This window comes from Providencia sp. PROV188 (genome assembly GCF_027595165.1).
Lineage (GTDB): Bacteria > Pseudomonadota > Gammaproteobacteria > Enterobacterales > Enterobacteriaceae > Providencia > Providencia lanzhouensis.
The window spans coordinates 2,403,968-2,428,669 of sequence record NZ_CP097291.1; the positions used below are offsets into that span (position 1 = coordinate 2,403,968).

Below are 24,702 nucleotides of genomic sequence, written 5' to 3' on the forward strand. Positions count from 1 at the left end.
CCTTAACGTGTTTTTAGCATAGGTAGGTTTAAGTTTTTCTCTTTAGCGCATTCGATAGCGATGTCATAGCCCGCATCCGCGTGGCGCATCACCCCTGTCGCTGGGTCATTGTGCAGTACGCGAGCAATACGCTCCGCCGCTGCATCTGTACCATCGCAGACAATCACTACGCCAGAATGTTGAGAGAAGCCCATTCCAACACCGCCACCATGGTGTAATGACACCCATGTCGCGCCGCTCGCCGTATTTAATAGCGCGTTCAGTAACGGCCAATCCGACACCGCATCCGAGCCATCTTTCATCGCTTCAGTTTCACGGTTTGGACTCGCTACTGAGCCTGAATCTAAATGGTCACGACCAATAACAATCGGTGCAGAGACCTCGCCACTTCTGACCATTTCATTGAACGCTAAACCTAACTTGGCACGATCCCCCAAACCAACCCAGCAAATACGTGCTGGTAAGCCTTGGAAACTAATACGCTCACGCGCCATGTCCAGCCAACGATGCAGATGTTTATCATCTGGCAGTAATTCTTTCACTTTAGCATCTGTTTTATAGATATCTTCAGGATCCCCTGATAACGCCACCCAACGGAATGGACCAACACCGCGGCAAAATAGTGGGCGAATATAGGCTGGAACAAATCCAGGGAAATCAAATGCATGTTCAACACCCATTTCCAACGCCATTTGACGAATATTGTTACCGTAATCGAATGTTGGAATACCTTGGGCTTGGAAAGCCAACATCGCTTTCACATGTTCCGCCATGGATTTTTTCGCCGCCAACGCAGTACCTTGTGGGTCTTTCACGCTCTTTTCGCGATACTCATCCCAGCTCATACCAATCGGCAGATAGCCATTGAGCGGGTCATGAGCACTGGTTTGGTCGGTAACCATGTCTGGCTTAATGCCACGACGAACCATTTCAGGTAAAACTTCAGCCGCGTTAGCACACAGTGCGATAGAAACAGCTTTGCCTTCTGATGTGTACTTTTTGATGCGCGCTAATGCGTCATCCAGATCAGTGGCTTGTTCATCCACATAACGGGTTCTTAAACGGAAATCGATACGGCTTTGCTGGCACTCAATATTTAATGAGCAAGCTCCTGCTAATGTAGCCGCTAATGGCTGTGCGCCACCCATTCCACCTAGACCTGCTGTTAATACCCAACGCCCTGTAAGATCGCCATTGTAATGTTGGCGCCCCGCTTCAACGAAGGTTTCATAGGTACCTTGCACAATCCCTTGGCTACCAATATAAATCCAGCTTCCAGCGGTCATTTGACCATACATGGCTAAGCCTTTTGCATCCAACTCGTTGAAATGCTCCCAATTCGCCCAATGCGGTACAAGGTTAGAGTTAGCGATTAATACACGGGGGGCATTTTCGTGGGTTTTGAATACACCGACAGGTTTCCCTGATTGCACCAGCAGGGTTTCGTCGCTATCTAGCTGTTTCAGGGATTCAATAATTTGGTCATAGCATTGCCAGTTACGGGCTGCACGGCCAATCCCACCATAAACCACAAGCTCATGGGGATTTTCTGCCACGTCAGGATCGAGGTTGTTCATCAACATGCGCAGTGGCGCTTCTGTCAGCCAACTTTTAGCTGTTAAGGTCGTTCCACGAGGTGCTCGAATTTCAATATTACGATATTTGTTATTTAACTTTGTCACGAATATACCCTCACTTAGATGCGTGTTTGACTTATTGCGTCTCCTTATAGATATAGTTGTATATACATGTACGATCAATTTATTTTTTAACAATTGTGATGACTAAAACAGACTCTAACGAAAAATATTATTCATTAAAAACAATGAAATAAAAAAACACCCTTTGATTTTACTGATGTTTTTTTATTCTAAATCTGCCTACCAGATCACATTTAGTTCACAGTTATTTTACATTTATCTTAGGGATGATAGGGGTCAGCACAGCCATAATGGCTGCGCTCATGCCGACGGAATGGTCTTATTTCATACCACTAGGAAGAAAAACTGCCTTTCAGTTTATATCGATGACCGGGAAACAATAACTTCGTACTGGTCACGATATGGCTTTGTGACCATGTTCGGCGGGTAATTTGCAGGCAGGATGCGCCCACATGCACTTGCAAAAGTCGAGCACTGCGGTCATCCGCCTCTACCGCTTCAACAATATGCTCACCCTGAGTCAACGGCGCAACACGGGATAAATAATCGTGGGGAGTGATGGTCAGAAAGTCTTGTTCCAGATAATCCGGTGCTGCCAGCGCATTCACAAAACGATCTTCAATTTGCACAGGAATATCATTCTCCAAATGGACAATCACGGAATGATAAACCGGCGTTTCTGGGGAAATATTTAACTCTTTTGCCAGTGTGACTGATGCACTGACTTTCTCTAACTTATTAATTTTGCAGCTGTATTGATGATTTCTGGCGAGGATCTCATCTTCAATGCTGTGGATTTCAAACAAAGCGGATTGCCCTTTAGGTTCGGCAACAAAGGTGCCAACCCCTTGAAGACGCACCAATAACCCTTCAGCGGTAAGCTCCCGTAAGGCTCGGTTTGCCGTCATTCGGCTACAATCAAACTGCACAACTAACTCGGCTTCTGAAGGCACACGGTCGTTGGCTTGCCACTCTCCTGCTTGTATTTTTTCAATAATTGACTGCTTAACTTGCAAATACAATGGAACAGGAGTTTTCAGCTTCGGTTTTTTTTCGGCTGTCACGTTTATTTCCAAATAAGTAATGTGTGTGAGTCGTCAACATTGAAAATCAATCAAAATAATTACTGCCTATAGTGGAGGTGATATTCCTAGGCAGCAATCAGAACTTTATGAATACATCAGAATTTTATGAGCAAATAATATTATAACCTGAAAAACAGAAACGCTTTTTCTATTTTAACTAAAATAAACCATTAATTTTTATGGGTGACTTTTCCTTGATAAACACGCTGATTTAATGGATTGCTGCCCTGTTCATAAATCATTTCTACCGGATCCTTGGCATCCCATACCACAAAGTTAGCTTGATAGCCGACGCGTAATTGCCCAAGGCTATGTTCTCGCCCTAATGCTTTTGCTGCATGGCGTGTCACTCCTGCCCAAATTTCTTCAGGGGTTAATCTAAATAATACCGCCGCCATATTCATCACCATACGCAGTGAGGCAAATGGGCTGGTGCCTGGATTAAAGTCCGTGGAGATGGCCATAGGTACTTGGTTTTCGCGTAATAGTTCAATCGGCGGTAGTTTGGTTTCGCGTAAAAAATAGAACGCACCAGGTAATAATACTGCCACGGTTCCACTGCGTTTGAGGGCTTGAATACCTTGGAGATCTAAGTATTCAATATGGTCGACTGATAGCCCGTTAAATTCTGCCACCAGCTCACTTCCCCCTAAATTAGAGAGTTGCTCGACATGTCCTTTTACTGGAATTCCTAGTTTTTTCGCTGCTAAGAATAACTTCTCGCTTTGTTTAAGAGAAAAGCCAACACTTTCACAGAACACGTCCACGGCATCAAATAGCCCTTTTTTCCATAGCTGCGGCATAATTTCATCGCAAATAAGGTCAATATAATCGTCAGCTTTACCTTTATATTCTGGTGGAACAGTATGTGCAGAAAGTAATGTCGAGCACACGTCGATCGGATAAGCTGCAAATAATCGTTTTGCCACTGACAGTTGTTTCTCTTCGTTGGCAAGATCTAAACCATAACCCGATTTCATTTCCACAGTAGTGACGCCTTCACGGATCAACGCTTCTAACCGCGGTTTCGACACCTCATATAACCCATCTTCACTCATGGCTCGTGTGGAGCGAACGGTAGAATTGATCCCGCCACCTTGTGCGCTAATCGTTTCATAGGAGACGCCATTCATACGCTGTTCCCACTCTGCGGCTCGGTTACCACCAAACACTAAGTGGGTATGGCAATCAATTAGTCCCGGCGTGATTAAGCGACCTTCAACATCAATGATGTGGCAGCCGTTGGCATCAACTTTGTCGCTTGGGTGAATGGCAATGATCTGCTCACCACGAATGATTAAATCGTGATTTTCCAATAACCCATATGCCGTTCCAAGTTCACTATTCATTGTGGCGATCCGCCCATTACGCCAGATCACATCATTTGCGTGTGCTTTAAATAACATAAATCATCCCATGGCAGCAGAAACCCGATTCGGCTTCACATATGAAAGGTACAGATATAAACGTATAGATATGTATATACAATTAGACTACTTATCGGTCTGTTGTCAATGTTTACTCTCGTAAAAGTTATAAATTTGTTACGTAGCGCTAAAAATATTCTATGATAACTGTTCATGGGAAAAATGGGTTACACTACGCTCCGTTTTGTGGGTTCTGTTTTGCCCATCCAAGAAAGCATCATTTATTAACAATTGATTTATAAACAATGACTAAAAATAAATTCGCCTTAGAAGACGGCGACATCAATCTCTTTAAAGACGCTATTCAAGGTGCTAAGAAAATTCACCAAGACCAAATAGTGCATGCCCCTATTCGTGCGAAAGTCACTCAACCATCCAGTAAAAAAGTTCAGCAAGAACAAGTGGATGCTTCATTTTATTTTTCTGATGAATTTCAACCACAGCTAGATAATGAAGGTCCTACTCGTTATTTAAGACCGGATGCCAACCCGTATGAGCTGAAAAAATTACGTCGTGGAGACTATGTGCCGGAGTTATTTCTGGATCTCCATGGGTTAACCCAAATGGAAGCGAAACAAGAAATTGGCGCGTTAATTGCAGCCTGTAAGCGGGAAAATGTCCATTGTGCCTGCATTATGCATGGACACGGTAAGCATATTTTGAAACAGCAAACACCTCTATGGCTTGCCCAACATCCTGATATTGTTGCTTTTCACCAAGCCCCTAAAGAGTGGGGTGGTAATGCTTCGCTGCTATTATTAATTGAAACGACTGAGAGTGCTCGCCGTTAAGCACTCACTTCGTTTAGTTTTCATCCCCTAGGATGCTCAAACTTAAGATTGAGCCAACGAAATCTGCGATGGGCTGAGCATCCATTCTAAATGGCATTTCATCTGCTCAGTATCCACCTCAACGCATGCAATCGTCGATGTCGTGAACATTGGCGGTGCTTCGTGGGGACATAGCTCCGAGACCAAATAACCAACCAGTGGCAGATGCGAAACCACCAAAACTGCCTTGGCACCACTAAATGCATAATCTCGAATTTGAGAGGCAACCCAATCCGCATTTCCTCCGGGGGTTAGCCCTTCCATGATTTGCGCTTGCGCTGGCAACGATAATTCCTCACGCATCACTTGTAATGTCTGTTCCGCGCGCAAATAGGGGCTCACTAATACGGTATCAATTTGAGGTTGGCGGGCTTTTAGCCATTTCGCCATCAGTACCGAATCATCTTTTCCCTTTTGGGTTAATGGTCTCGCTGAATCACTCGCCGCCTGAATTGCAGCATCACCGTGACGCATAATATAAACTTGCATAATCCACCATCTGTGCCGCAGTCCCACAGGAGAATACGGGTCTTTTTGTTAAGATAATTATTGTTAAAGATAACCATCAGTTGGGGTGAGGAGAGATTCTGCAACAAACCCGTTGCAAATAAAATGATTTACATTGTTTTTTACTGACATTTTTTGTCATTCAGCCATAAAAAAACCTGATAACCACAGCGTTTAACTGTGGCATCAGGTTGATTAGACAGCGATTATCGCTTATTAAATATCACTATTTTCTTCCGCTGAAGATGCATTTTTTTCATGATCATTCACCGGATAAAACGTGCGATTAGACTGTGCCATTTCAATCAATAAGTCGCATGGCACAAACTTATCACCATGTTTTTCCGCTAAATGTTGCAACGTTTCCACGGTTTTACTGAGGCCAAGGCTATCCATATAACGGAAAGGCCCCCCAAAGAATGGCGGGAAACCAATTCCAAATACCGCACCAATATCCCCATCTCGCGCGCTACGGATAATCTTCTCATCTAAACAACGTGCAGCCTCATTGAGCATTAACATAACGCAGCGTTGAGCAATATCCGTTTGGTTCGTTGACGTTGAGGGGTGAATGTTAATCAGTGAATAAATACCCTGGTCAACTTGACGTTTTGTGGATTTTTTCCAGAAAGCCAGCTTACTTTTTGGCTGCCCGTAAACATAAAAACCACGACCGTTTTTCTTCCCTTTACGGTCATCGTTGACCACTTTGTCGAGAGCGTCAGGGGCTTTAAAGCGGTTGCCAAAACGTTCAACGAGAATCGGTAAAATTTTGGTTCCAACATCAATACCCACTTCATCAAGTAGATGGAAAGGTCCAACAGGGAAACCAAATTTCACTAATGCCTTATCAATATGGTCAATCGCCTCGCCTTCCACAAGACATTGAGCCGCTTCACACAAATAAGGTGCCAGAATACGGTTCACATAGAAGCCCGCATCATCACCAACGACGATGGCTGTTTTACCTTGGCGCTTAGCAAAGGCAACCGTGGTTGCGATAGTAGTGGCATCCGTTTGCTGATGAGGGATCACTTCCACCAGCGGCATTTTATCCACAGGACTAAAATAGTGCAGCCCAATCACTTTCTCTGGATGAGGGCTACCTTCCGCAATACGATGGATAGGTAACGAAGAGGTATTTGAGGCAAAAATCGCTTTGCCATCTGACATTTTTGCGGTTTCTTGCACCATTTTACGTTTCAGTGCCAGATCTTCAAATACAGCCTCCACTACAATGTCCGCTGACTCTAATCCTTGATAGGTCAATGTTCCCGAGATTCGAGCCATAATCGCATCCCGCTCCCGAGGCGGTAAGCGCCTTTTACTCACTCGCTGAGAAAGCAGATCCCAGCTATAACGCAGAGCTTGAGCGATACCCTTGTCCGAAATATCTTTAATGCGTACCGGATATTTACCCAATACCGCACTCACATAAGCGATCCCGCCGCCCATCAAGCCACCACCAAGCACACCCACTTGTTTGATAGTTTTTGGTTTAGCGTCCGCCCCAGTTTCATTTTTCAATGCGGTAGAGGCAAAAAATAAACTACGTAATGCGGCAGATTCTGGTGTCATCGCCAGTTCACCAAACGCTTTGGCTTCTTCGGCGAATCCCGTTTTTAGCCCGCTATTCATACCCGCTTTCACCACCTGAATAATCTTTTCTGGTGCCGGATAGTGTCCTTGGGTTTTACTTAATGTTTTCTCTTTCGCGCTGGAGAAAACTTTATTACGCAATAACTTGCTACTGAGTAAACGCTGTTGCCAAGGGAGAGGCTTACGTCTTACGCCCCCTTTCTGCGCCAGCTCAACCGCCGTGTCCAGTAGAATCGAAACCGGAACTACGTCATCGATTAATCGCATTTTTAACGCTTGTTTACCTTTTAATTGGCGTCCTGTCAGCATCATGTCTAAGGCATTTGGGATCCCAATTAAACGCGGTAAACGCTGAGTGCCGCCGGATCCTGGCAGTAACCCTAACTGCACTTCAGGTAAACCCAGTTTGGTTTTATCGTCATCAGAACAAATGCGCGCATGGCAAGCGAGCGCTAACTCCAAGCCACCACCTAGGCATGCGCCGTGGATAGCTGCAATAATCGGCAGCGGATAATTTTCAATCTTATCGAACAGAGTGTGCCCCTGCTTAGATAGCTCACTCGCCTGCTCTTTACTGGTGCAGTTAGCTATCATGCTAATATCTGCTCCTGCGATAAAACTGTCTTTTTTACCGGAGGTGATCACCAAGCCTTTCAGACCAGATGTCGATTGTGCTTGTTGTAAAATGGCATGAAATTGCTGCGCAAACTCCGCCTTTAGGGTGTTCACTTTTTCATTAGGAACATCAATATAAATCACCCCAACATTGCCATTGACTACCTTTAACGTGAATGCAGGTTCTGTGATGACTGCTGAATGTTGCGTCATTATTCCGCCTCCAAAATCATTGCCACACCAAGCCCACCCGCCGCACAAGCGGTAGTTAGCCCAAACCCGCCACCACGTCTACGTAGCTCATTCAATGTTTGAGTCACCATTCTCGCCCCTGTCGCGGCAAAAGGATGACCATAAGCAATAGAACCGCCCAGCACATTAAATTTGTCCATATCAATTTCCCCAATCGCCTTCGACAAGCCAAGCTTTTCCTGGGCAAATTTTTGACAGGCAAACATTTGAATATTGGAGAGAGTTTGAGCTGCGAACGCTTCGTGCATATCAATTAAAGTCAAATCTTGCAGAGTAAGCCCTGCTCTTTGTAAGGCAATCGGTGTGGCATAGGATGGTCCCAGTAGCATATCTTCCCACACATCAATTGCCGAGAAAGCATAACTTTTGATGTACCCTAACGGGGTATAACCTAATGCTTTTGCTCGAGATTCGGTCATCATCAACACAGCAGCCGCCCCATCCGTTAATGGCGTGCTGTTGGCTGCGGTAACGCTACCGTGTTTTCTATCAAAGGCAGGTCTGAGTTTCGCATAAGAAGCGAGCACGGAATTTTCACGCACGTTATTATCCTGCGAGAATGCCTGCTTGTAAGGTGGCATATATGCGGTCATCACTTCTTGCTCTAACACCCCGCTTTTCCAAGCTTTGGCAGCCAGCAAATGAGAACGATGGGCTAATTCATCTTGTTGCTCACGGCTAATATGGTAACTTTTCGCCATCTGTTCGGCGGTGTCTCCCATGCGTAATCCAGTGGAGTATTCCGCGACACCAGGTGCAACTGGCGCTAAATCTTTCAGGCGTAATTTACTGATAAGCGATAATTTTTGCCCAAATGATTTGGCTTTGCTTAGCGCCAATAGTGTGGCTGCGAGCTTTTTTGATACGCCGATAGGCAGCACAGAGGATGAATCTGCGCCACCCGCGACACCCACGGAAATATCCCCCACCATCATGCTTTGCGCGACATTCACAATCGCTTGAAAGCTGGTCGCACAGGCGCGAGAAACACTGTAAGCATCCGTCGATACGCTCATACCCGTACCCAACACAATTTCTCTCGCAATATTAGGTGCTTCAGGCATTTGAACCACTTGTCCAAAAACCAATTGCTCAATAATCGACAGGTCAATATCACTACGATGTAATAGTTCTGCAACGACGGTTTTGCCTAAATCCACGGCTGGAATATTGAGATAAGCGGTAGATTGCTTAGCAAAAGGCAAACGTAATCCACTAACGATAGCAATCCTTTCTTTTGTGGCATGCTTATTATCGCCATGGTGGGAGAGTTGATTCATGGTCGCTCCTGCTAAAAGAAAAATAAGTAGAATTGTTGTGATTAAATTAAGAGGTCTGACCTGTATCGATTGTTAACATATTCTTCACATTTATCAATCAGCGTCGATAAAAAATGCGAGCTCACACACAAGTTACAATTAATTGGCAATAAAGAGGGGAAATTAGGTAAGTTTTGAGTAATAAAAAACCCATTCACTTCTAAAAATGACGCATCCGCGAAATAATAGAGTTAATGGGCTTCAAAAAGGAATTCAAACGTTTGATTAGCGTAAGCCTAATTGGAAAATCAGACTTTCTGCTTCACAGCTAAATGTAAAGTGAGCCGATAACTCTACACCACCCGCAACGGGGTTGATTGAGTGAGCAATTTCACACGGTTCTGACTCAACAGATTTGGCTTTTTCTGTGAGTGTTTTCAGCATCGCTTCAGCTTCTTGCTGAGTCGCAAAAACATGCTGATACGATGCGGTGCAATCTTTATTTTCCAGAACTGTACCCACATCTACACAGCAGCACGCAGCTGTTTCATCCGCGCTACAACGTTTAATCGCATCAGTCATTTTATTCTCCCAATGAACAAACTGTTAAGTAAGTATCATAACGCTGAAAAAGTGCCAAACACTAGTGATATCAAATTTAGTTGCTAATAATTCAATATAAGTTTGATCTAGCTCCTTATATGAGCACTTATTACTCGTTAAGCTCACACAAATGTTGCCATTTTGTTAATCACATCGCATTTTCGAAAAGAAAAATCGCACAAAAACAAAACAACCTTGCAACATCCCCAGTGGTCAGACCTATACTCATTGAACTGGTCTGATTTGTCGTAGAGGCAAGCGACCCTACAATTCAGCGCTTCTTGCGATAGAAGTCGCTTATTTAAATAAAACATACAAGAGGGTTTTGGTCATGAACCAGAAAAACCTATTTGCTCGATCAGCTTTAGCAATCGCAGTGGCTGTTATTTCTTCCAATGCAAGTGCAGCTGGTTTTTTGCTGAATGAATATTCAACCTCAGCCCTAGGACGTGCATTTTCAGGCGCAGGAGCCGTCGGCGACAACGCAAGTGAAGGCAGCCGCAACCCAGCTGCAATGATGTTATTTGATCGACCAACCATGTCTCTCGGTGCTGTATATATCGACCCTACCGTTGATATTAAAGGCCGTACTAGCGATGCATTTACTGCCAATAACATCGCCCCTAACGCCGTTGTACCTAACGCGCACTTTATCTTCCCAATTAATGATAAGTGGGCTGTCGGTACCTCAATGACCACTAACTTTGGTCTTGCTACTGACTTCCATAAAGATTATGCAGCAGGCCCTATCGGTGGAAAAACAGATTTAAAAACCGTTAACTTAAATTTAAGTGGTGCATATCGCATCAATGATAATTTTAGCTTTGGTGTGGGCGCTAACGCTGTTTATGCTGATGCTGAAATTACGCGTCATATGGGCATCGGTGCAGGAGCTGTTCCACCAATATTTGGTGTTACCCCAAGTACAACTGCAGCATCATTGAAAGGTGATGATTGGGGCTATGGTTGGAATGCTGGCTTACTATATGAAATCAACCAAGATAACCGCTTAAGCTTTACTTACCGTTCAAAAGTAAAAGTGAAATTTGAAGACGGTAAATATTCTAATGACTTGCCTAAACAAATTGGCGGTTTAGGCGGTACTACCGTTAAAGGAACTTTAGATCTCAACTTACCTGATATCTGGGAATTATCCGGTTACCATAAAGTCGATCCTAAGTGGGCGTTGCATTACAGTGTTGCTTATACTGGCTGGAGCACATTTAAAGATTTAACAGCATATAGAAAAAGTGATGGTGGCGTCCTATTCCACAAACCAGAAAACTTTGATGATGCATGGCGCTTAGCATTAGGTACTACCTACTATTATGATGATAATTGGACCTTCCGTACCGGTATTGCTTACGATGAAAGCCCAGTGCCATCTAAATACCGTTCAATCTCAATTCCAGACCAAGACCGTTACTGGCTGACTGCAGGTACCACTTACGCATTTAACAAAGATGCCTCTGTGGACTTAGGTATTGCTTATATGCACGGTAAAAAAGTTAATATTAACGAAAAACTGGCAGAAACACCGACTTCACCTGTGATTGCATTCAAATCTGAAGGGTCTGCATGGTTATACGGCGTTAACTTTAACTATACATTCTAATCAGTTATATCTTATCGGGGGAGTTCGCTCCCCTGATATCTCCTTTTCTATCTCTTCCTTTGCCCACTTTCCTTTTATGCTCTTCGCAGAAAAAACATCCTCAAGCCAAATTTTTTCTTGACTTTTTTTTGTACAGATTTATATATTAATTATAGCCCGATGTTATTTTATTGTTAAAAACATTCCCACGGCTTATTCATGTACTGATCCCAGTCATAAATATCCACTCAATCATTTTGATATCGATTTTTAACTGCAATGCTGCCCTTCATTTTTTTGACATGAAGAAGCAGTAGAGTTGCTCACTAAGCTACCATCTGAGGAAAATCATGGAAAAAACATAGGAGGGCATTATGGGAACATTATTCACTATAAGCTTTGTTAGCGTGTTAGTCGTCAGTGCCGTGATTGACACAGTCATCCAACGAGGAAAACAGGACAATGACTAGCAGTTTATTTATCACTCTCTGATGTCTAAAAAAACATAGAGAGTGATAAACCCCACCAAATCAATCGATCAACTAATTAATCAATCGAATCCAGCTCTCCTTCAATGACTGACGCATTTGGGTTATTTGCTGGTTGCAGCGTTCCCCCTCTTGATAAGAAATCATTACGTTGGAAGTAAGCTTCGCGGAACATTAAGTAAGGGTCGGAAGAGCTTTTCAGCAATCCATCCGAATCAAGTAATCTTGCACGGGTTTCAATCCCTTCCAGTGCCCATTTACCCGCAGACATCCAGAAAGTTAAATAACTCAGCATTGGGTAGAGATCGTCCGCTAGATCACCACCTTGCTCACGCAATGTTGCGCTGCCATAACCCGGTAAAACCACATATGGACCATAACCCACATCATAGTAGCCTAGTGTATTCCCGAAACGCTTTGGCTCTTCTTTGACTAACTGAGGGTTTGCCATGCCAGCAACATCAATTAAGCCACCGATACCAAACACTGAGTTTAAGAAGAAGCGGTTAAAGTGCTTAAAGCCTTGCTCCACTTCTCCACGGAAAAAGCTGTTTAACATACTGGCCGGTTCTTCAAGGTTGCCAAGAAAGTTACTGAGTCCGTTTCGAGCAGGCATTGGCACGTAATCATTCCAAGCAACGGCTACAGGTCTTAAGACATATGGGTCTAAGACATTATAGTTAAAGTTAAACATTGCTCGGTTAAAGCCTTCTAACGGGTCTGAACGCTGCTGCGTTTCTGGGTCAACGCTCGCACATCCAGCCATTAAAACTCCCGCGAGAAGAACGCTACTTATGCGAAACTTCATCATTCTCTCCATCCTTTATTCCACCTTGCCATGGTGTTTTTATCGTTATTACTAATCGCTTTATCATAAAAGCAAATAGAAAAACATGTTAAGCGTTTTGAGTGGTTTAATTGCCATATAGATATAATTATAACCTATTTAATTATCAACTTATCATAAGAAATACATACGAATCCCCCCAAACGCCAGGGTTGCTTCAGTAAATGTCATTAATTAGTGCATTAACATAGAGATAGACTTATCTGAAATAATTTTAGGCTAAACCGCAAGATGCTTAAAAAACCAACAAAGAAAAGAATAAAAAAGATAAAAGCAGAGAATTTGGCTGTAACAGCTTGATTCAATGGAGGGTGGCCAGTAAAATGCCAAGCGCTATTACGCAGCATCTCAATGTCCCCTTAGTTAAATGGATATAACGAGCCCCTCCTAAGGGCTAGTTGCAGGTTCGATTCCTGCAGGGGACAGATTCCTGCACTAAGCCCCCCCCAAGAACTTTCCCAATCTTTCTTCGCCCTATTTCGCTTTTACTTCTTCCCCTATAGTATTTTGCTTATATCCCTATTTGATGGACTGACCACGATGCGAACACTTTTTGCCTTATTAATTGGTATTCTTCTGATAGGTTGTACGATGGAAAAATCGCCTTCTGTTGTTATGACAGGGATGACATCAAACCAAGTGATGCAAATAGAAGGAACGCCGGATGAGCAAACGAGGCAGGATGGTTATCAGCTAATGGTTTATCATGATAAACAACAACCAGAAGCCACAGTAAAAATAACAGACCGCTGGTTTATTTTTAAGAATGGATACTTGTTAGAATATTCTACGCAATATTTAAATTCGTCTAATGCGACAAATACACCATTGAGATTAACTGCAAAACAAATATTATCTCAATGGATAGATAGCCAATCCTTACCAACAAACCCATCAGCTCACATGAACTAAAAGATAAACTGGTGCCATGAAGATTGTTATATTTCTTTAGAAAGATAATGGCGTTGCATGCCTAATTCCGGAAAATTAGGGAGTGACATTTGTTTCACATAACCCAGTTTTTCATAAAATGGCAAAGCTTGGAAACTAAAGGTATCCACTAATGCATTGTGGCAGCCGAGTTTTTTACTCTCTTCTTCTGCGACGTGCATTAATTGGCTACCTAATCCATTCTTACGCATTGACTCATCCACCCACAGATAATCAATACATAACCATCGACCTTTAATTGACGCGAGAAGCCCACCCTGCATGATCCCATTTTCATCCTTGCTATACACACCAAGTTGCCCAAAATAGCTATTTTGCAAAAAAGATCGGTTGTAGCTTCTTAGACCAGTAAATAACTCTTCTTTATCTTCAGGGGTAATATCATGTGTAACTGTAACTTTCATAACAACCTCATTTTATTTATCGGTATTTTTATGATGTAGAAAACATCCCGCCAACAAATTAATTATCGCTTACTGTCCGTATAACATCGTATTACGAATATCCTAGTTAGACACCATTTACTTAATTAAAAACTAAACATTTTTTATCTTGCCTGTAATTTTATTCACCGTAAAATCCCCCTAATCTTTCAGAAAAAATGTGAATAATATGACGCTTACCATTATTATTTTTGTGTTGGTCTATATCGCCATGGCATTTGGCAAACTACCCGGCTTTAAAGTTGATAGAACGGGCGCCGCCGTCATCGGTGCATTAGCCATGATGGCCATCGACAGCATCACGCCACCTCATGCCTGGAATGCCATTGATTACCGCACTATCGGCATGCTATTTGGTTTGATGGTGGTCTCCGCTTCGTTTGTGGTTTCCGGCTTTTATAGTTGGACCGCCGATCGCGTGGCGATGCTCAAAGTCAGTGCGCCTACACTGCTTGCCGTACTGATCGCCGTTGGCGGATTACTTTCCGCACTGTTAACCAACGACGTGGTTGTCGTCGCGATGACACCATTATTGGTCTCCATCACACTATCTCGCGGGCTTAACCCCATTCCGTTTCTGCTTGGATTCTGTTTTGCCGCCAACAACGGTGCAACCGGCTCGCTGATTGGTAGCCCGCAAAATATGATCGCGGCACAGGGGCTAGATATTTCCTTTGTGGGCTTATTACAATCCTCGGCAATACCGGCATTATTATCTTTACCGCTCACCTGGCTGGTATTGGTGTGGTTATATCGCAACCGCTGGTACTTAGCTAAAGAGCCGACTAATACCCCTAAAACGGTCTCTCCTCCAACACCACTCGATACATGGGAAACTGCTAAAGCCGGTGTGATCACACTCGCCGTGATTGTGGCTTTTGTGGTGAGTGATATACCAAAAGAGTTAATCGCATTAACGGCAGCGGGTTTCCTATTACTGAACCGTTCCATTGCATCTAGCGATATGCTTAAGTTAGTGGATGGGAATTTATTACTATTAATCATGGGATTATTTGTCGTCAACGCGGCATTTGCTGGAACAGGATTACCGCAGCAAATGTTGAATGATTTACGCGCTCATGGTGTTGAACTCAATAACCCATTCATTCTATTTTTAGTAACCGGCGTTCTCAGCACTATTGTCGGAAATAACCCCTCTGTCATGCTGCTGGTGCCTTTTTTAACGCCTGACGGTAACGCTGATGCATTAGGCGCCGCATTAGTCCTTGGCTCTGGTTTTTCCAGTAACTTGTTTGTGTTTGGTAGCTTGGCGGGCATTATTGTTGTGGAACAAGCGGCGGCTTATGGTGTGAAAATTTCATTCTCAGAATTTGCAAAATCTGGGGGAATTGTTGCCGTTCTCTGTATGCTATTAGCCACTGCATGGATTTTATTCGCGTTATAAAACTAACGCCTTTCTCAGCCTATTTAACTGAGAAAGGCGTTTAGGATTTTCAGGGAAGAATAGCAAATGAGCGCACAGGAAACCCACTAGCATTATTGGGTTTCGCCACAATATTAAAAATCACAGCACCACGAGTCGGTAATTGATCTAAATTCGCCATCAACTCTATTTGGTAAGTATCTTGTTCTAATACGTAATATTCACCTAATAGCGCGTTATTTTGGCGAAAATCTTTCGCTGCATCAGTATCAAATGTCTCATGCCCAATGGCTTTAATGCCACGCTCTTCAAATAAAAATTTGAGCGCATCCATACCCCATCCCGGGATTTGATTATTACCTTCTGCGTCTTTATTATCCATGGCTTCTTGAGAAGGCCAGCGCTTATGCCAATCTGTGCGTAGTGCTACAAAACTATCCGGTTCGATTCGCCCATGTTCACGCTCGAAAGCTAAAACATCTTCGCGAGAAAATGCAAAATTAGGGTCTTGTGCCGCTCGCTCAGATTGGTTGATAACGATCAGCGGTAAGACTAACTCTTGCAGCTCCAATTCATGTAAAAAGCGTTTTCCTTCAACAAAATGGCAAGGCGCGTCAATATGCGTGCCGTATTGCCCAGGAAAGGTAAATTGCTGAGCAAAAAAGCCGTCAGAGTAGCCAAATAATGTTTTAAATTCTGCAGAGTCAAACATAAAGAAATGAGGAGAATCTTTATCAAAGCTGTGCGTTAAATCCACCCATTTTTTGGATTTTAATACCTTTAGTGCATTTAAAACTTCGTTAGCCATCATTTTCCCCTATCTGGTTTTAGTCTTTATCAAGACAATTTTATTTTGCTATTTTTATTTATTCTGAATAGGTAATAACCAACTCTATGACGTTTGTCTATCTTTCTAAACAATCCGTTGCCAATTTTTCACCAAATTGGCAACGAAGATTCGAATATTATTTAGAATAATTTGCCCATGCAGCAGGTTCAATAAAACCATCATAAATACGCTGAGAGCGAATATAATCTGCATACTCTTTTGATTCAAAAGCCTCTTTTAAATCTTTAGCCCATTGAGTGTCGAGATCTTTTTGTAGCACAGAAACCACAACGCGATGCTCAAGCGGTGAATTTTCAACAACCAAACCATCCGCAATACGCTGCCCTGCACTCGCCACATAATTACCATTCACTACTACAAAATCCACATCATCCAATAGACGTAAACCTTGCGCGGCATCTGTTTCACGGATATCGAGCTTATATTTTGCCGGTTCAATGTCATTGACGCTAAAGCTGAGCGTACTGACATTCGGTTTGATTTTAATCCAACCCAGTTGCTCTAAAATTCGAGCTCCACGTTCCGCGTTTACAGGGTCATTTGACAGCGCGACAATCATGCCATCTTGCACATCATTCAGCGTTTTGTGTTTATTCGAACGTAAACTCTGCGGTGCGCTTGGTGAATCGGCCAATGCGACCATATTAATATTATTTTTTTGGTTATACGCTTCCATATAAGCGCGACTTTGGTTTACTGATGCGTCAATTGCCCCTTCTTCAAATGCAGGGTTAATTTGCCTGTTTTGTGAAAACTGACGTAACGTCACTTGGTAACCTTTTTTCTCTAAAATAGGTACAATGCCTTTATCGACTTGGTCGATATAATTCCCAACACCGAAGCCAATAGTAATTTGCTTTTTATCTGAGCTGTCTTTTTCTTTATTATCACCACATCCTGCCAATAAAATGATTGCGGTTGCCACTAAAGATAAATTTATTATTTTTTGTTTGAACATTTGAAATTTCCTATGGTGATTACTTTTTAATTACTTTCAGCTTTTAATATTGCCAATCGACCGGAGTATAAACAGGATTTATTTAACGTCTTAGATCCGTTCGTTATAACTTAAATAGAAATGAATATAAAAATGAATCAAACCAAAATGGTTATAACGATATAACAAAATGGTAGTTCGAATAATGATGTGATTGATATGTAATGAAGGAGATAAAAAAATTTAAATAAAGTGAGTTATTTATGACAGTAAAATTTGATTTAATTAACAATATTCTTAACCTGACACCAGACTCAGAATTAGCGAAAAACCGCGCAGAAAGGCCGGTTGCAACAGAAAATACTCAAGCCGCTTTTGAGGCTGTTTTTTCTGTGCCATCTCAAATATTGCCTCTAAATGTGAAATACTATTTTGCGCTTTCCGTGGCGAAAATTACTGGTTCAATATTACTCGCAAAATATTATGCTGAATTATTATCATCACAATCCATCGTCGAAATAACACCTGAGATTACGCTTGCAGAGAAATATCTGCGAGTATTAACCAGCAATCCAAATCAAGCTGATTATGCTTTAACACAACAATTTATTCAGCAAGGATGGTCTGAGCCCGATATTATTTTATTGGCTCAGTTAATTACCTTTGTCACTTATCAATCCCGCTTAGTTGCTGGCCTGGAATTATTAATTGGACAAAGCCAGAATTCAGATAATAAAGCAGACCAACACTTTCCAATTTTGGCAGGAAATTGGAACCACGCAACGACAACACAGTTAGGGCAACCATCACCGACCGCCTTTACACAGCAGCAATTAGGTTGGGAGTCTTGGTTATCTGCGCGAGATGTCAATTCGTTAAGTGACGATGAAACTCAAACGCTGAAAAAACATGGGCAATTAAATTCTGAATATTTCCTTCTGTTAGCTCATCAAAGCGAGATTTTAGCGCTACGTACACAGATAGACCGAGGTATTTTTTATACCTCAGGTGGGCTACCTCGCTGGGAGAGAGAGTTTGCTGCTGCTGCGGTCAGTAAAGTGAATGGCTGCATTTATTGCGCTTCAGTTCATGCGCGCAAAGCTAGCCAGTATGCAAAAGAACATCTCGGTGATGTCGAGAAACTGCTGGCGACACCCGCAGGAAATGTGCTTGCTGAAGGCTATGAATCGAGGCTTTTAGCTATCGTTTCTCTTGTTGCTTCGCTCTCTACTACGCCTATTCAAGCCTCAGCTGAGCAAATCGATCAGCTACGCTCATTAGGGTTAACGGAACTAGAGTTACTCGATTTAATTCAATCCAGTGCATTTTTTTCATGGGCTAATCGCTTAATGCTGACATTGGGAGAACCGTTTGAACTCCCTGAAAATAAGGAGTAATACCATGGATAAGGTCATTGGATTAGCGGCTCTAGAGGCGCAAATAAATCAGGATTTGCAGTATCTTAATTTACCGATTAGCTCATGGTCGTTGTCAGATGAAGATCTTGATAAACAAAAGATTAATGTCGCCATTATCGGTGGGGGCATGTCGGGAGTAACGGCGGCTTTTGCCTTAAAATTACGGGGAATTAACGCTATCGTTTTTGACCAAGCGCCCTCAGGCAAAGAAGGTCCTTGGCAAACGCCAGCCTTGATGGAAACCTTGCGGTCACCTAAACAGGTTGTCGGCCCTGCTCTTGCATCCCCCTCTTTAACATTCCAAGCCTGGTTTAAAGCTCAATTTGGCGATGATGTGTGGGAAAATCTCGATAAAATCCCACGCTTACAATGGGGTGAGTACCTACAATGGTTTAAAACCATGACGGCACCCACACTGCTAAATCAGCACCAATTAGTCGATGTTAAATTAATCCCTCAAGGCCGAGAGTTAACGTTTGATACTCCCAATGGACAAACCTCTTTTGTTGCTCAGCATGTTGTCATTGCAACCGGCATGGAATCATTTAGCGAGCCTAACATCCCAGAATTTATGAATAAAATTCCAACTCAATACTGGGAGCATTCATATGCGGGTAGCAACTATGAGAGATTTAACGGGCTCGATATTGGCGTTGTAGGCTACAGTGCGGGAGCTATGGACAGTTCAGCCACTGCATTAGAACATGGTGCTAAGTCTGTTGAGTTGTTGATCCGAGCAAAAGAGATGCCGCGAGTAAACCGAGGAAAGGTCGCCGGAAGTGCCGGTTTTACCAATGCCTATGGGTATTTTACCGATGCGCAAAAATGGCATTATGCCGATTATGTTTTGAAAGCGAAAACCCCTGCCCCTCATGGTAGTACACTACGAGTTTCTCGTCATACACATGCTTATTTTAACTTCAATACACAAGTCAATGATGTCACCGTCAAAGAGAATAAATTGCACGTTTCCACCAACCAAGGGGATTTCTCTTTTGATTACCTCATTTTAGCGACTGGCTACCGACTAAATTGGCAAAAATACAGCCCATTTCATCGCCTAGCGCCGTTTATTAAAACGTGGAGAGATGTTTATACCCCACCTAAAGGTGAGGAAAATGATGAACTTGCCGCGCATCCCTATCTTGGTGAACACTTTGAATTGCAAGCAAAATCGGGTTACGAGTTTCCGTTTATCGACCACTTTTATTGCTTCAATTTAAGCGCTTCGCTCAGCATGGGTCCCTTAATTGGCTTGATCCCAGGCACCAATACCGGAGCTGAGCGTTTAGCGGATCATATTGCTGCCAAGTTGTATCTAGCCCATCGGCAACAGCACCTTGAGTTGGTTAAAACCAGTACAGAAAATGAGTTATTAGGTGATGAATGGCAACCTGCCTTACCACCCGCTCAGCGTGTACAATTGATTGAAAATGTGGAGTAAAGGATGATTGAATTTAACAATGTCCAAAAGATTTATGAAAAAAATGGGCAATCCTTAGTCGCTCTACAAGATATTAATTTGCATATCAATAAAGGTGATATTTTTGGTTTTATTGGTTATAGCGGTGCAGGTAAAAGTTCCTTGATCCGCTTAGTCAATCAATTAGAAAAGCCTACCGGTGGCGCCATCAAGGTCGATCAGCACAATTTAGCGGAGCATACCCCATCGCAAATACGGACACATAAAAAAAGTATCGGAATGATTTTCCAACATTTCAATTTGTTGGAAACCAAGACTGTCGAACAGAATGTTGCTATGCCCCTGGTTTTACTTGGCATTGATAAGCACGAAATTGCCCGTCGCGTAGATAACATTCTTGAATACGTTGAATTAAGCGATAAGAAACACCAATACCCTAACCAGCTTTCTGGTGGGCAAAAACAGCGTGTTGGAATAGCGAGAGCGTTGATTAATAATCCACAAATCTTGCTGTGTGATGAGGCAACCTCTGCCTTGGATCCGCAAACCACCGCCTCTATTTTGGCATTACTGCAAAAAATCAATCGTGAGCAGAAAATTACCATTTTATTGGTCACTCATGAAATGGAAGTCATTGAGCAGATTTGTCATCGTGTCGCCGTCATGGAATCCGGTCGCATTGTTGAAGAAGGCACAGTACTTGATATTTTTGCCAATCCTCAACATCCAACCACGCAAAAATTTGTGGGTACTGTGCTCAATGAAAAAATTCCGGAGCGTGTACTCCATCAGCTTGAACATCAAGAGGATGTATATCGATTAGAATTTTTAGGCAAATCCGCTCAAGAGCCTGTGGTGAATGAACTTATTATCAAAAATATTATTAAAATCAATATCCTATTTGCCAACATGAAAGAGATCAACGGCGTCGTTTTAGGCAGTATGTTTGTTCAGATGTTAGGCGATAAACAGCACATTGATGAAGCCGTAGCCTATTTACGCCATCGTGGCGTTGCAGTGAATAAGGGGACAGTATGAGTGAGTTTTTTGAAACAGCACTGACAAGTAAACAATTTTTATTGGCCATGTCAGAAACATTCACTATGGTGAGTATTGCGCTTGTCCTCGGTTCGCTATTCGGGATCTTATTGGGAATTTTATTAGTTATTACTCGCCCAGACGGAATTTGGGAAAACAAACGTATTTATCGCGTTATTAACCCTATTATTAATATATTCCGTTCACTACCTTTTATTATTTTATTAGTGGCTATAATCCCATTAACACGCTTTGTGGTAGGAACATCTATTGGCACCACCGCGGCGATAGTCCCTTTAGTCATTTATATTGCGCCATATACGGCAAGATTGGTTGAGAATTCATTGCTCAGTGTCCATTCGGGTATTATTGAAGCTGCCGATGCAATGGGAGCGACCAACTGGCAAATTGTTTGGCACTTTATTCTACCGGAAGCAAAGTCATCATTAATTTTAAGCTTAACGGCTGCCAGTATAACGCTGGTTGGGGCAACGGCGATGGCTGGAGCCGTTGGTGGCGGCGGTGTTGGTGATCTTGCGCTAAATTACGGTTATCAACGCTTTGATAATGTTGCTATGGCAATTACGGTTGTGACCTTGGTGATTATCGTGCAAGGAATACAGTTTATTGGTGACACTTTGGCAAGAAAGGCGCGTTTTCACTAGTTAATATAAAGTCGATGAAATATCTTCATCGACTTTTATTTATTTTTCATACAATTAACCATCTCTCTTCCCTTTTCAATTCCTCCGCAAAAAATATTTACACATAAAAAAGTCGCTATTAATACGAGTTTAATAAAAAAACAGGCTATTTCTAAAAATTAAATTTTAAAAAATGCAGTAAAATACCAATATATTTTAAATGATTCATATATAATCATAATACTATACATCATAATGTTTATTTGACCACTTGAGACCAAAAACACTATGAAATGTATATTTTAGTCACTTTGATAACATCTTTAGCTACCTCGCGCGCTTTACGATGCATCGTCAGCGTTTTATTAACCTCTAACTGAAAACTGATTATGCCGACTATCGAACAACTTATATTGCTTTCATCCATATTGATTTTGCTCGGTATTTTTTCGAGTAAATTGTCTGCAAGACTTGGTTTGCCAATGTTGGTTATGTTTCTCTTTATTGGCATGCTGGCAGGTGAGGATGGCTTAGGGAAAATTACCTTTGATAACGTCAATGTATCTTATGCTGTTGGCTCTCTCGCCCTTGCTCTAATCCTTTTCGATGGTGGGCTACAAACCTCAGTAAAATCAATTAAGCTAGTCTGGAAACCTGCATTCACCTTAGCTACCGTTGGTGTTTTGATTACTGCGGGTATCACTGGGTTAGCCGCTGCCTATATTTTAGGTATTCCACTTCTTGAAGGGTTGCTTTTAGGCGCCATTGTTGGCTCAACGGATGCCGCCGCCGTATTTTCACTGCTACGCAATGCAGGCATTTACCTAAATGAGCGTTTACAGGCGACTTTAGAGATAGAGAGTGCAACCAACGACCCCATGGCCATATTTTTAACCGTTGGACTACTGCAACTACTAATGAACCCACAAGCCTCTGGCAGTGAATTAGCGTTATTATTTGTTAGCCAAATGGGAATTGGTGCTGCTGTAGGGGTAGGTGTTGGTTGGATTTCAATAAAGATCATCAACAAAATTAAGTTACTTGCGGCAGGTCTTTATCCCGTTTTAGTGGCGGCTTGTGGTTTGTTTTCATTCGGTGTCGCCAGTAATTTAGATGGAAGTGGCTTCTTATCTATTTTTGTCACGGGTGTGGTTATTGGTAATCACTCATTTGTTTTCCAGCGCAATACCTTTCTATTCCATGATGGGCTGGCATGGTTAAGCCAAATCATCATGTTCGTGATGTTAGGCTTATTGGTTAACCCTAGCTCATTAATTGAGGTATGGCAGGAAGGGTTGCTCATTGCGCTGGTATTAACCTTTGTTGCAAGACCGTTGGCGGTTGTCCCTGTACTCAAACTATTTCGCTTCACTCGAAATGAGATAGCACTTATCTCCTGGGTTGGACTAAGAGGCTCTGTTCCGATTATTTTGGCTATTTTCCCCTTCATTTTTGGGTTACCGGGGGCCAACCTCATTTTTGATGTTGTTTTCTTCGTGGTACTCATTTCTGCAACGCTACAAGGTTCCACGCTGCCTTACTTTGCTCGCAAATTAAATCTTATGCAACCACCACCGCTTCTGCCCGCTGCGACATTAGATATTACTGCTGTCGACCAGATTGATGCTGACTTGGTCGAATATACGCTGGGCGAGGACTGCTCTGCGGTAGGACGAAGGTTATCTCAATTAGCCCTGCCTGACCAAACCGTGATTGCGATGATCACCCGAGAAAAAAGTGTATTGCCACCACGCGGCTCAACAATCTTAATGGCAAATGATCATTTGTTTGTCGTACTAAAACCGCAAAGTCGCCTATTCTTAGAAAGATTATTCTCCGAACAAACCTCTTCAGAACCAACCGTTATGGAGCTACCTGAATCAGGTTTAAGCTTAAAAGGCACAACGCGATTAAATGAAATTTATGAGTCATATGGGATTTTGATTGAAGTTGATTCCGATAAAACACTCAATCAATTTATTCACGTCAATACTGAAAATGAACCCTCTCAAGGGGATGTGATTAAGCTAGATGGCATACAAATAAAAATTGATGAAATGATCGGCCCACGTATCGTTACTGTTATTTTAGAGCCAGTAAAAATCCAGCAGGAATAATATGTTAAAAATAGTGATAATCCATTTTCATTTTTCCACGCTTATTTTCTAAATTGTATGCATAAAAAATAAAAGCCCCAAAGGGGCTTTTATTTTTGCAAGTACTCTATATAAGAGGGAGATTAATATATTCAATGACTTTTACTAACTAACTTGAGTTAATTAATTTTATCGTTCTCAATTGAAACAATTTAATTACTGTACTTAATTTGTTTCATTATGAAACGTATACATGGAATAGATATTATACGAGAGAATAAAGTGAGTCGTTAAACCCTTTAGATTCTCTTTCCTCAGACGCGTTGATATCATCCTGGAGAACTTCACTGAAGAACTCACCCATATTTACGCCTAGTACCTTTAATACGCGAACTAAGCAATCTATATCAATACGATTCACACCTCGTTCATAACGAAATAGTTGTTGTTCACTGATGTCGATCTCTTTAGCTAATTGGAAAACCGTATAGCCTTGAGCTTTTCTTAAAGACTTAATTTTTTGTCCAACTGCACAAGCGACAGGATATTTTGTATTCATAAACATTCTCGCTTCAATCTATATTAATTGAATAAAAATCAGCAGGTATTTTCTGCCATTTTCATTGTTATTTTATATGTACTATATAGTTCATCGATAAAAACATGGTGATACATCCAACATCACTAAGAGAATGATATACTAGCCTTCTAATTAGTTTCAACTAGTCCAAAAATGACATTGCAACTATGT

Annotated in this window: 21 protein-coding genes and 1 tRNA gene; 10 read left to right on the forward strand and 12 right to left on the reverse strand. The window is 42.2% G+C overall.

Going from position 1 to position 24,702, the window contains the following annotated elements:
* Positions 1 to 2 precede the first annotated feature (2 nt).
* The 3 genes from hutU to hutI all read right to left on the reverse strand — a co-directional run bounded on the left by hutU (position 3) and on the right by hutI (position 4,152).
* Positions 3 to 1,682 (reverse strand): urocanate hydratase, encoded by a 1,680-nt coding sequence (hutU, locus tag M5X66_RS11000; protein ID WP_036949358.1) that lies wholly within the window; start codon positions 1,680 to 1,682, stop codon positions 3 to 5.
* Positions 1,683 to 1,993: 311 nt separating this feature from the next.
* Positions 1,994 to 2,725, reverse strand: coding sequence for a histidine utilization repressor (gene hutC / locus M5X66_RS11005; protein ID WP_187129357.1), 732 nt, complete (start codon positions 2,723 to 2,725; stop codon positions 1,994 to 1,996).
* A gap of 191 nt (positions 2,726 to 2,916) precedes the next feature.
* Positions 2,917 to 4,152: an imidazolonepropionase gene (hutI, locus tag M5X66_RS11010; RefSeq protein WP_270103530.1), complete on the reverse strand. Its 1,236-nt coding sequence runs from the start codon at positions 4,150 to 4,152 to the stop codon at positions 2,917 to 2,919.
* 266 nt (positions 4,153 to 4,418) lie between these two features.
* Here hutI and smrB point away from each other — a divergent pair, with 266 nt between their 5' ends.
* Positions 4,419 to 4,964, forward strand: a complete 546-nt coding sequence (smrB, locus tag M5X66_RS11015; RefSeq protein WP_036949350.1) for an endonuclease SmrB — start codon at positions 4,419 to 4,421, stop codon at positions 4,962 to 4,964.
* A 42-nt stretch (positions 4,965 to 5,006) separates the two neighbouring features.
* Here smrB and sixA read toward each other — a convergent pair whose 3' ends face one another.
* The 4 genes from sixA to M5X66_RS11035 form a co-directional block, all read right to left on the reverse strand.
* Positions 5,007 to 5,492 (reverse strand): phosphohistidine phosphatase SixA, encoded by a 486-nt coding sequence (gene sixA / locus M5X66_RS11020; RefSeq protein ID WP_108478563.1) that lies wholly within the window; start codon positions 5,490 to 5,492, stop codon positions 5,007 to 5,009.
* Positions 5,493 to 5,726: 234 nt separating this feature from the next.
* On the reverse strand, positions 5,727 to 7,937 hold the full coding sequence (gene fadJ, locus M5X66_RS11025; RefSeq protein WP_270103531.1) for a fatty acid oxidation complex subunit alpha FadJ: 2,211 nt from the start codon (positions 7,935 to 7,937) through the stop codon (positions 5,727 to 5,729).
* Positions 7,937 to 9,256 carry an acetyl-CoA C-acyltransferase FadI gene (fadI, locus tag M5X66_RS11030; RefSeq protein ID WP_036949343.1) on the reverse strand — a complete coding sequence of 440 codons (1,320 nt, stop codon included), beginning with the start codon at positions 9,254 to 9,256 and terminating at the stop codon, positions 7,937 to 7,939. Before fadI ends, fadJ begins: the two co-directional genes overlap by 1 nt.
* Before the next feature lie 264 nt (positions 9,257 to 9,520).
* A complete protein-coding gene (locus M5X66_RS11035) occupies positions 9,521 to 9,817 on the reverse strand; it encodes a YfcZ/YiiS family protein (protein WP_080675607.1) in 297 nt (98 codons plus the stop codon).
* A 352-nt stretch (positions 9,818 to 10,169) separates the two neighbouring features.
* Between M5X66_RS11035 and fadL the strand changes: the two genes are divergently transcribed.
* Complete coding sequence (gene fadL, locus M5X66_RS11040; RefSeq protein WP_036949342.1) at positions 10,170 to 11,453, forward strand: long-chain fatty acid transporter FadL; 1,284 nt, start codon at positions 10,170 to 10,172, stop codon at positions 11,451 to 11,453.
* A gap of 525 nt (positions 11,454 to 11,978) precedes the next feature.
* On the opposite strand, the gene mlaA is transcribed toward fadL, so the two are convergent.
* Entirely contained in the window at positions 11,979 to 12,728 is a 750-nt protein-coding gene (gene mlaA / locus M5X66_RS11045) for a phospholipid-binding lipoprotein MlaA (RefSeq protein WP_036949340.1), read from the reverse strand.
* Positions 12,729 to 13,120: 392 nt separating this feature from the next.
* Here mlaA and M5X66_RS11050 point away from each other — a divergent pair.
* Together M5X66_RS11050 and M5X66_RS11055 are read left to right on the forward strand one after the other, a co-directional pair.
* Positions 13,121 to 13,192 (forward strand) — tRNA-Arg (locus M5X66_RS11050).
* A gap of 115 nt (positions 13,193 to 13,307) precedes the next feature.
* Positions 13,308 to 13,679 (forward strand): hypothetical protein, encoded by a 372-nt coding sequence (locus M5X66_RS11055; RefSeq protein ID WP_036949337.1) that lies wholly within the window; start codon positions 13,308 to 13,310, stop codon positions 13,677 to 13,679.
* 26 nt (positions 13,680 to 13,705) lie between these two features.
* Here M5X66_RS11055 and M5X66_RS11060 read toward each other — a convergent pair whose 3' ends face one another.
* Positions 13,706 to 14,122, reverse strand: a complete 417-nt coding sequence (locus tag M5X66_RS11060; RefSeq protein WP_108478559.1) for a GNAT family N-acetyltransferase — start codon at positions 14,120 to 14,122, stop codon at positions 13,706 to 13,708.
* A 208-nt stretch (positions 14,123 to 14,330) separates the two neighbouring features.
* Here M5X66_RS11060 and M5X66_RS11065 point away from each other — a divergent pair, with 208 nt between their 5' ends.
* Positions 14,331 to 15,566, forward strand: a complete 1,236-nt coding sequence (locus M5X66_RS11065) for an SLC13 family permease (RefSeq protein ID WP_108478558.1) — start codon at positions 14,331 to 14,333, stop codon at positions 15,564 to 15,566.
* 49 nt (positions 15,567 to 15,615) lie between these two features.
* Here M5X66_RS11065 and M5X66_RS11070 read toward each other — a convergent pair whose 3' ends face one another.
* Entirely contained in the window at positions 15,616 to 16,353 is a 738-nt protein-coding gene (locus tag M5X66_RS11070) for a cyclase family protein (protein WP_108478557.1), read from the reverse strand.
* 157 nt (positions 16,354 to 16,510) lie between these two features.
* Complete coding sequence (locus M5X66_RS11075) at positions 16,511 to 17,353, reverse strand: MetQ/NlpA family ABC transporter substrate-binding protein (RefSeq protein WP_036949328.1); 843 nt, start codon at positions 17,351 to 17,353, stop codon at positions 16,511 to 16,513.
* Between the two features lie 242 nt (positions 17,354 to 17,595).
* On the opposite strand from M5X66_RS11075, the gene M5X66_RS11080 reads away from it, so the two are divergent.
* The 5 genes from M5X66_RS11080 (at position 17,596) to M5X66_RS11100 (ending at position 23,972) form a co-directional block, all read left to right on the forward strand.
* Positions 17,596 to 18,729, forward strand: a complete 1,134-nt coding sequence (locus M5X66_RS11080; RefSeq protein WP_270103532.1) for a CMD domain-containing protein — start codon at positions 17,596 to 17,598, stop codon at positions 18,727 to 18,729.
* Between the two features lie 4 nt (positions 18,730 to 18,733).
* On the forward strand, positions 18,734 to 20,194 hold the full coding sequence (locus M5X66_RS11085) for an FAD/NAD(P)-binding protein (protein WP_036949323.1): 1,461 nt from the start codon (positions 18,734 to 18,736) through the stop codon (positions 20,192 to 20,194).
* Positions 20,195 to 20,197: 3 nt separating this feature from the next.
* A complete protein-coding gene (locus M5X66_RS11090; RefSeq protein ID WP_036949320.1) occupies positions 20,198 to 21,211 on the forward strand; it encodes a methionine ABC transporter ATP-binding protein in 1,014 nt (337 codons plus the stop codon).
* The gene (locus M5X66_RS11095; RefSeq protein WP_036949317.1) at positions 21,208 to 21,876 is read left to right on the forward strand and encodes a methionine ABC transporter permease; all 669 of its coding nucleotides are present in this window, start codon (positions 21,208 to 21,210) and stop codon (positions 21,874 to 21,876) included. Before M5X66_RS11090 ends, M5X66_RS11095 begins: the two co-directional genes overlap by 4 nt.
* 368 nt (positions 21,877 to 22,244) lie before the next feature.
* Entirely contained in the window at positions 22,245 to 23,972 is a 1,728-nt protein-coding gene (locus M5X66_RS11100; protein WP_071992124.1) for a potassium/proton antiporter, read from the forward strand.
* Positions 23,973 to 24,216: 244 nt separating this feature from the next.
* Here the strand turns inward: M5X66_RS11100 and M5X66_RS11105 are convergent, their stop codons facing one another.
* Positions 24,217 to 24,510, reverse strand: a complete 294-nt coding sequence (locus M5X66_RS11105; protein ID WP_036949379.1) for a helix-turn-helix domain-containing protein — start codon at positions 24,508 to 24,510, stop codon at positions 24,217 to 24,219.
* Between the last annotated feature and the right edge of the window lie 192 nt (positions 24,511 to 24,702).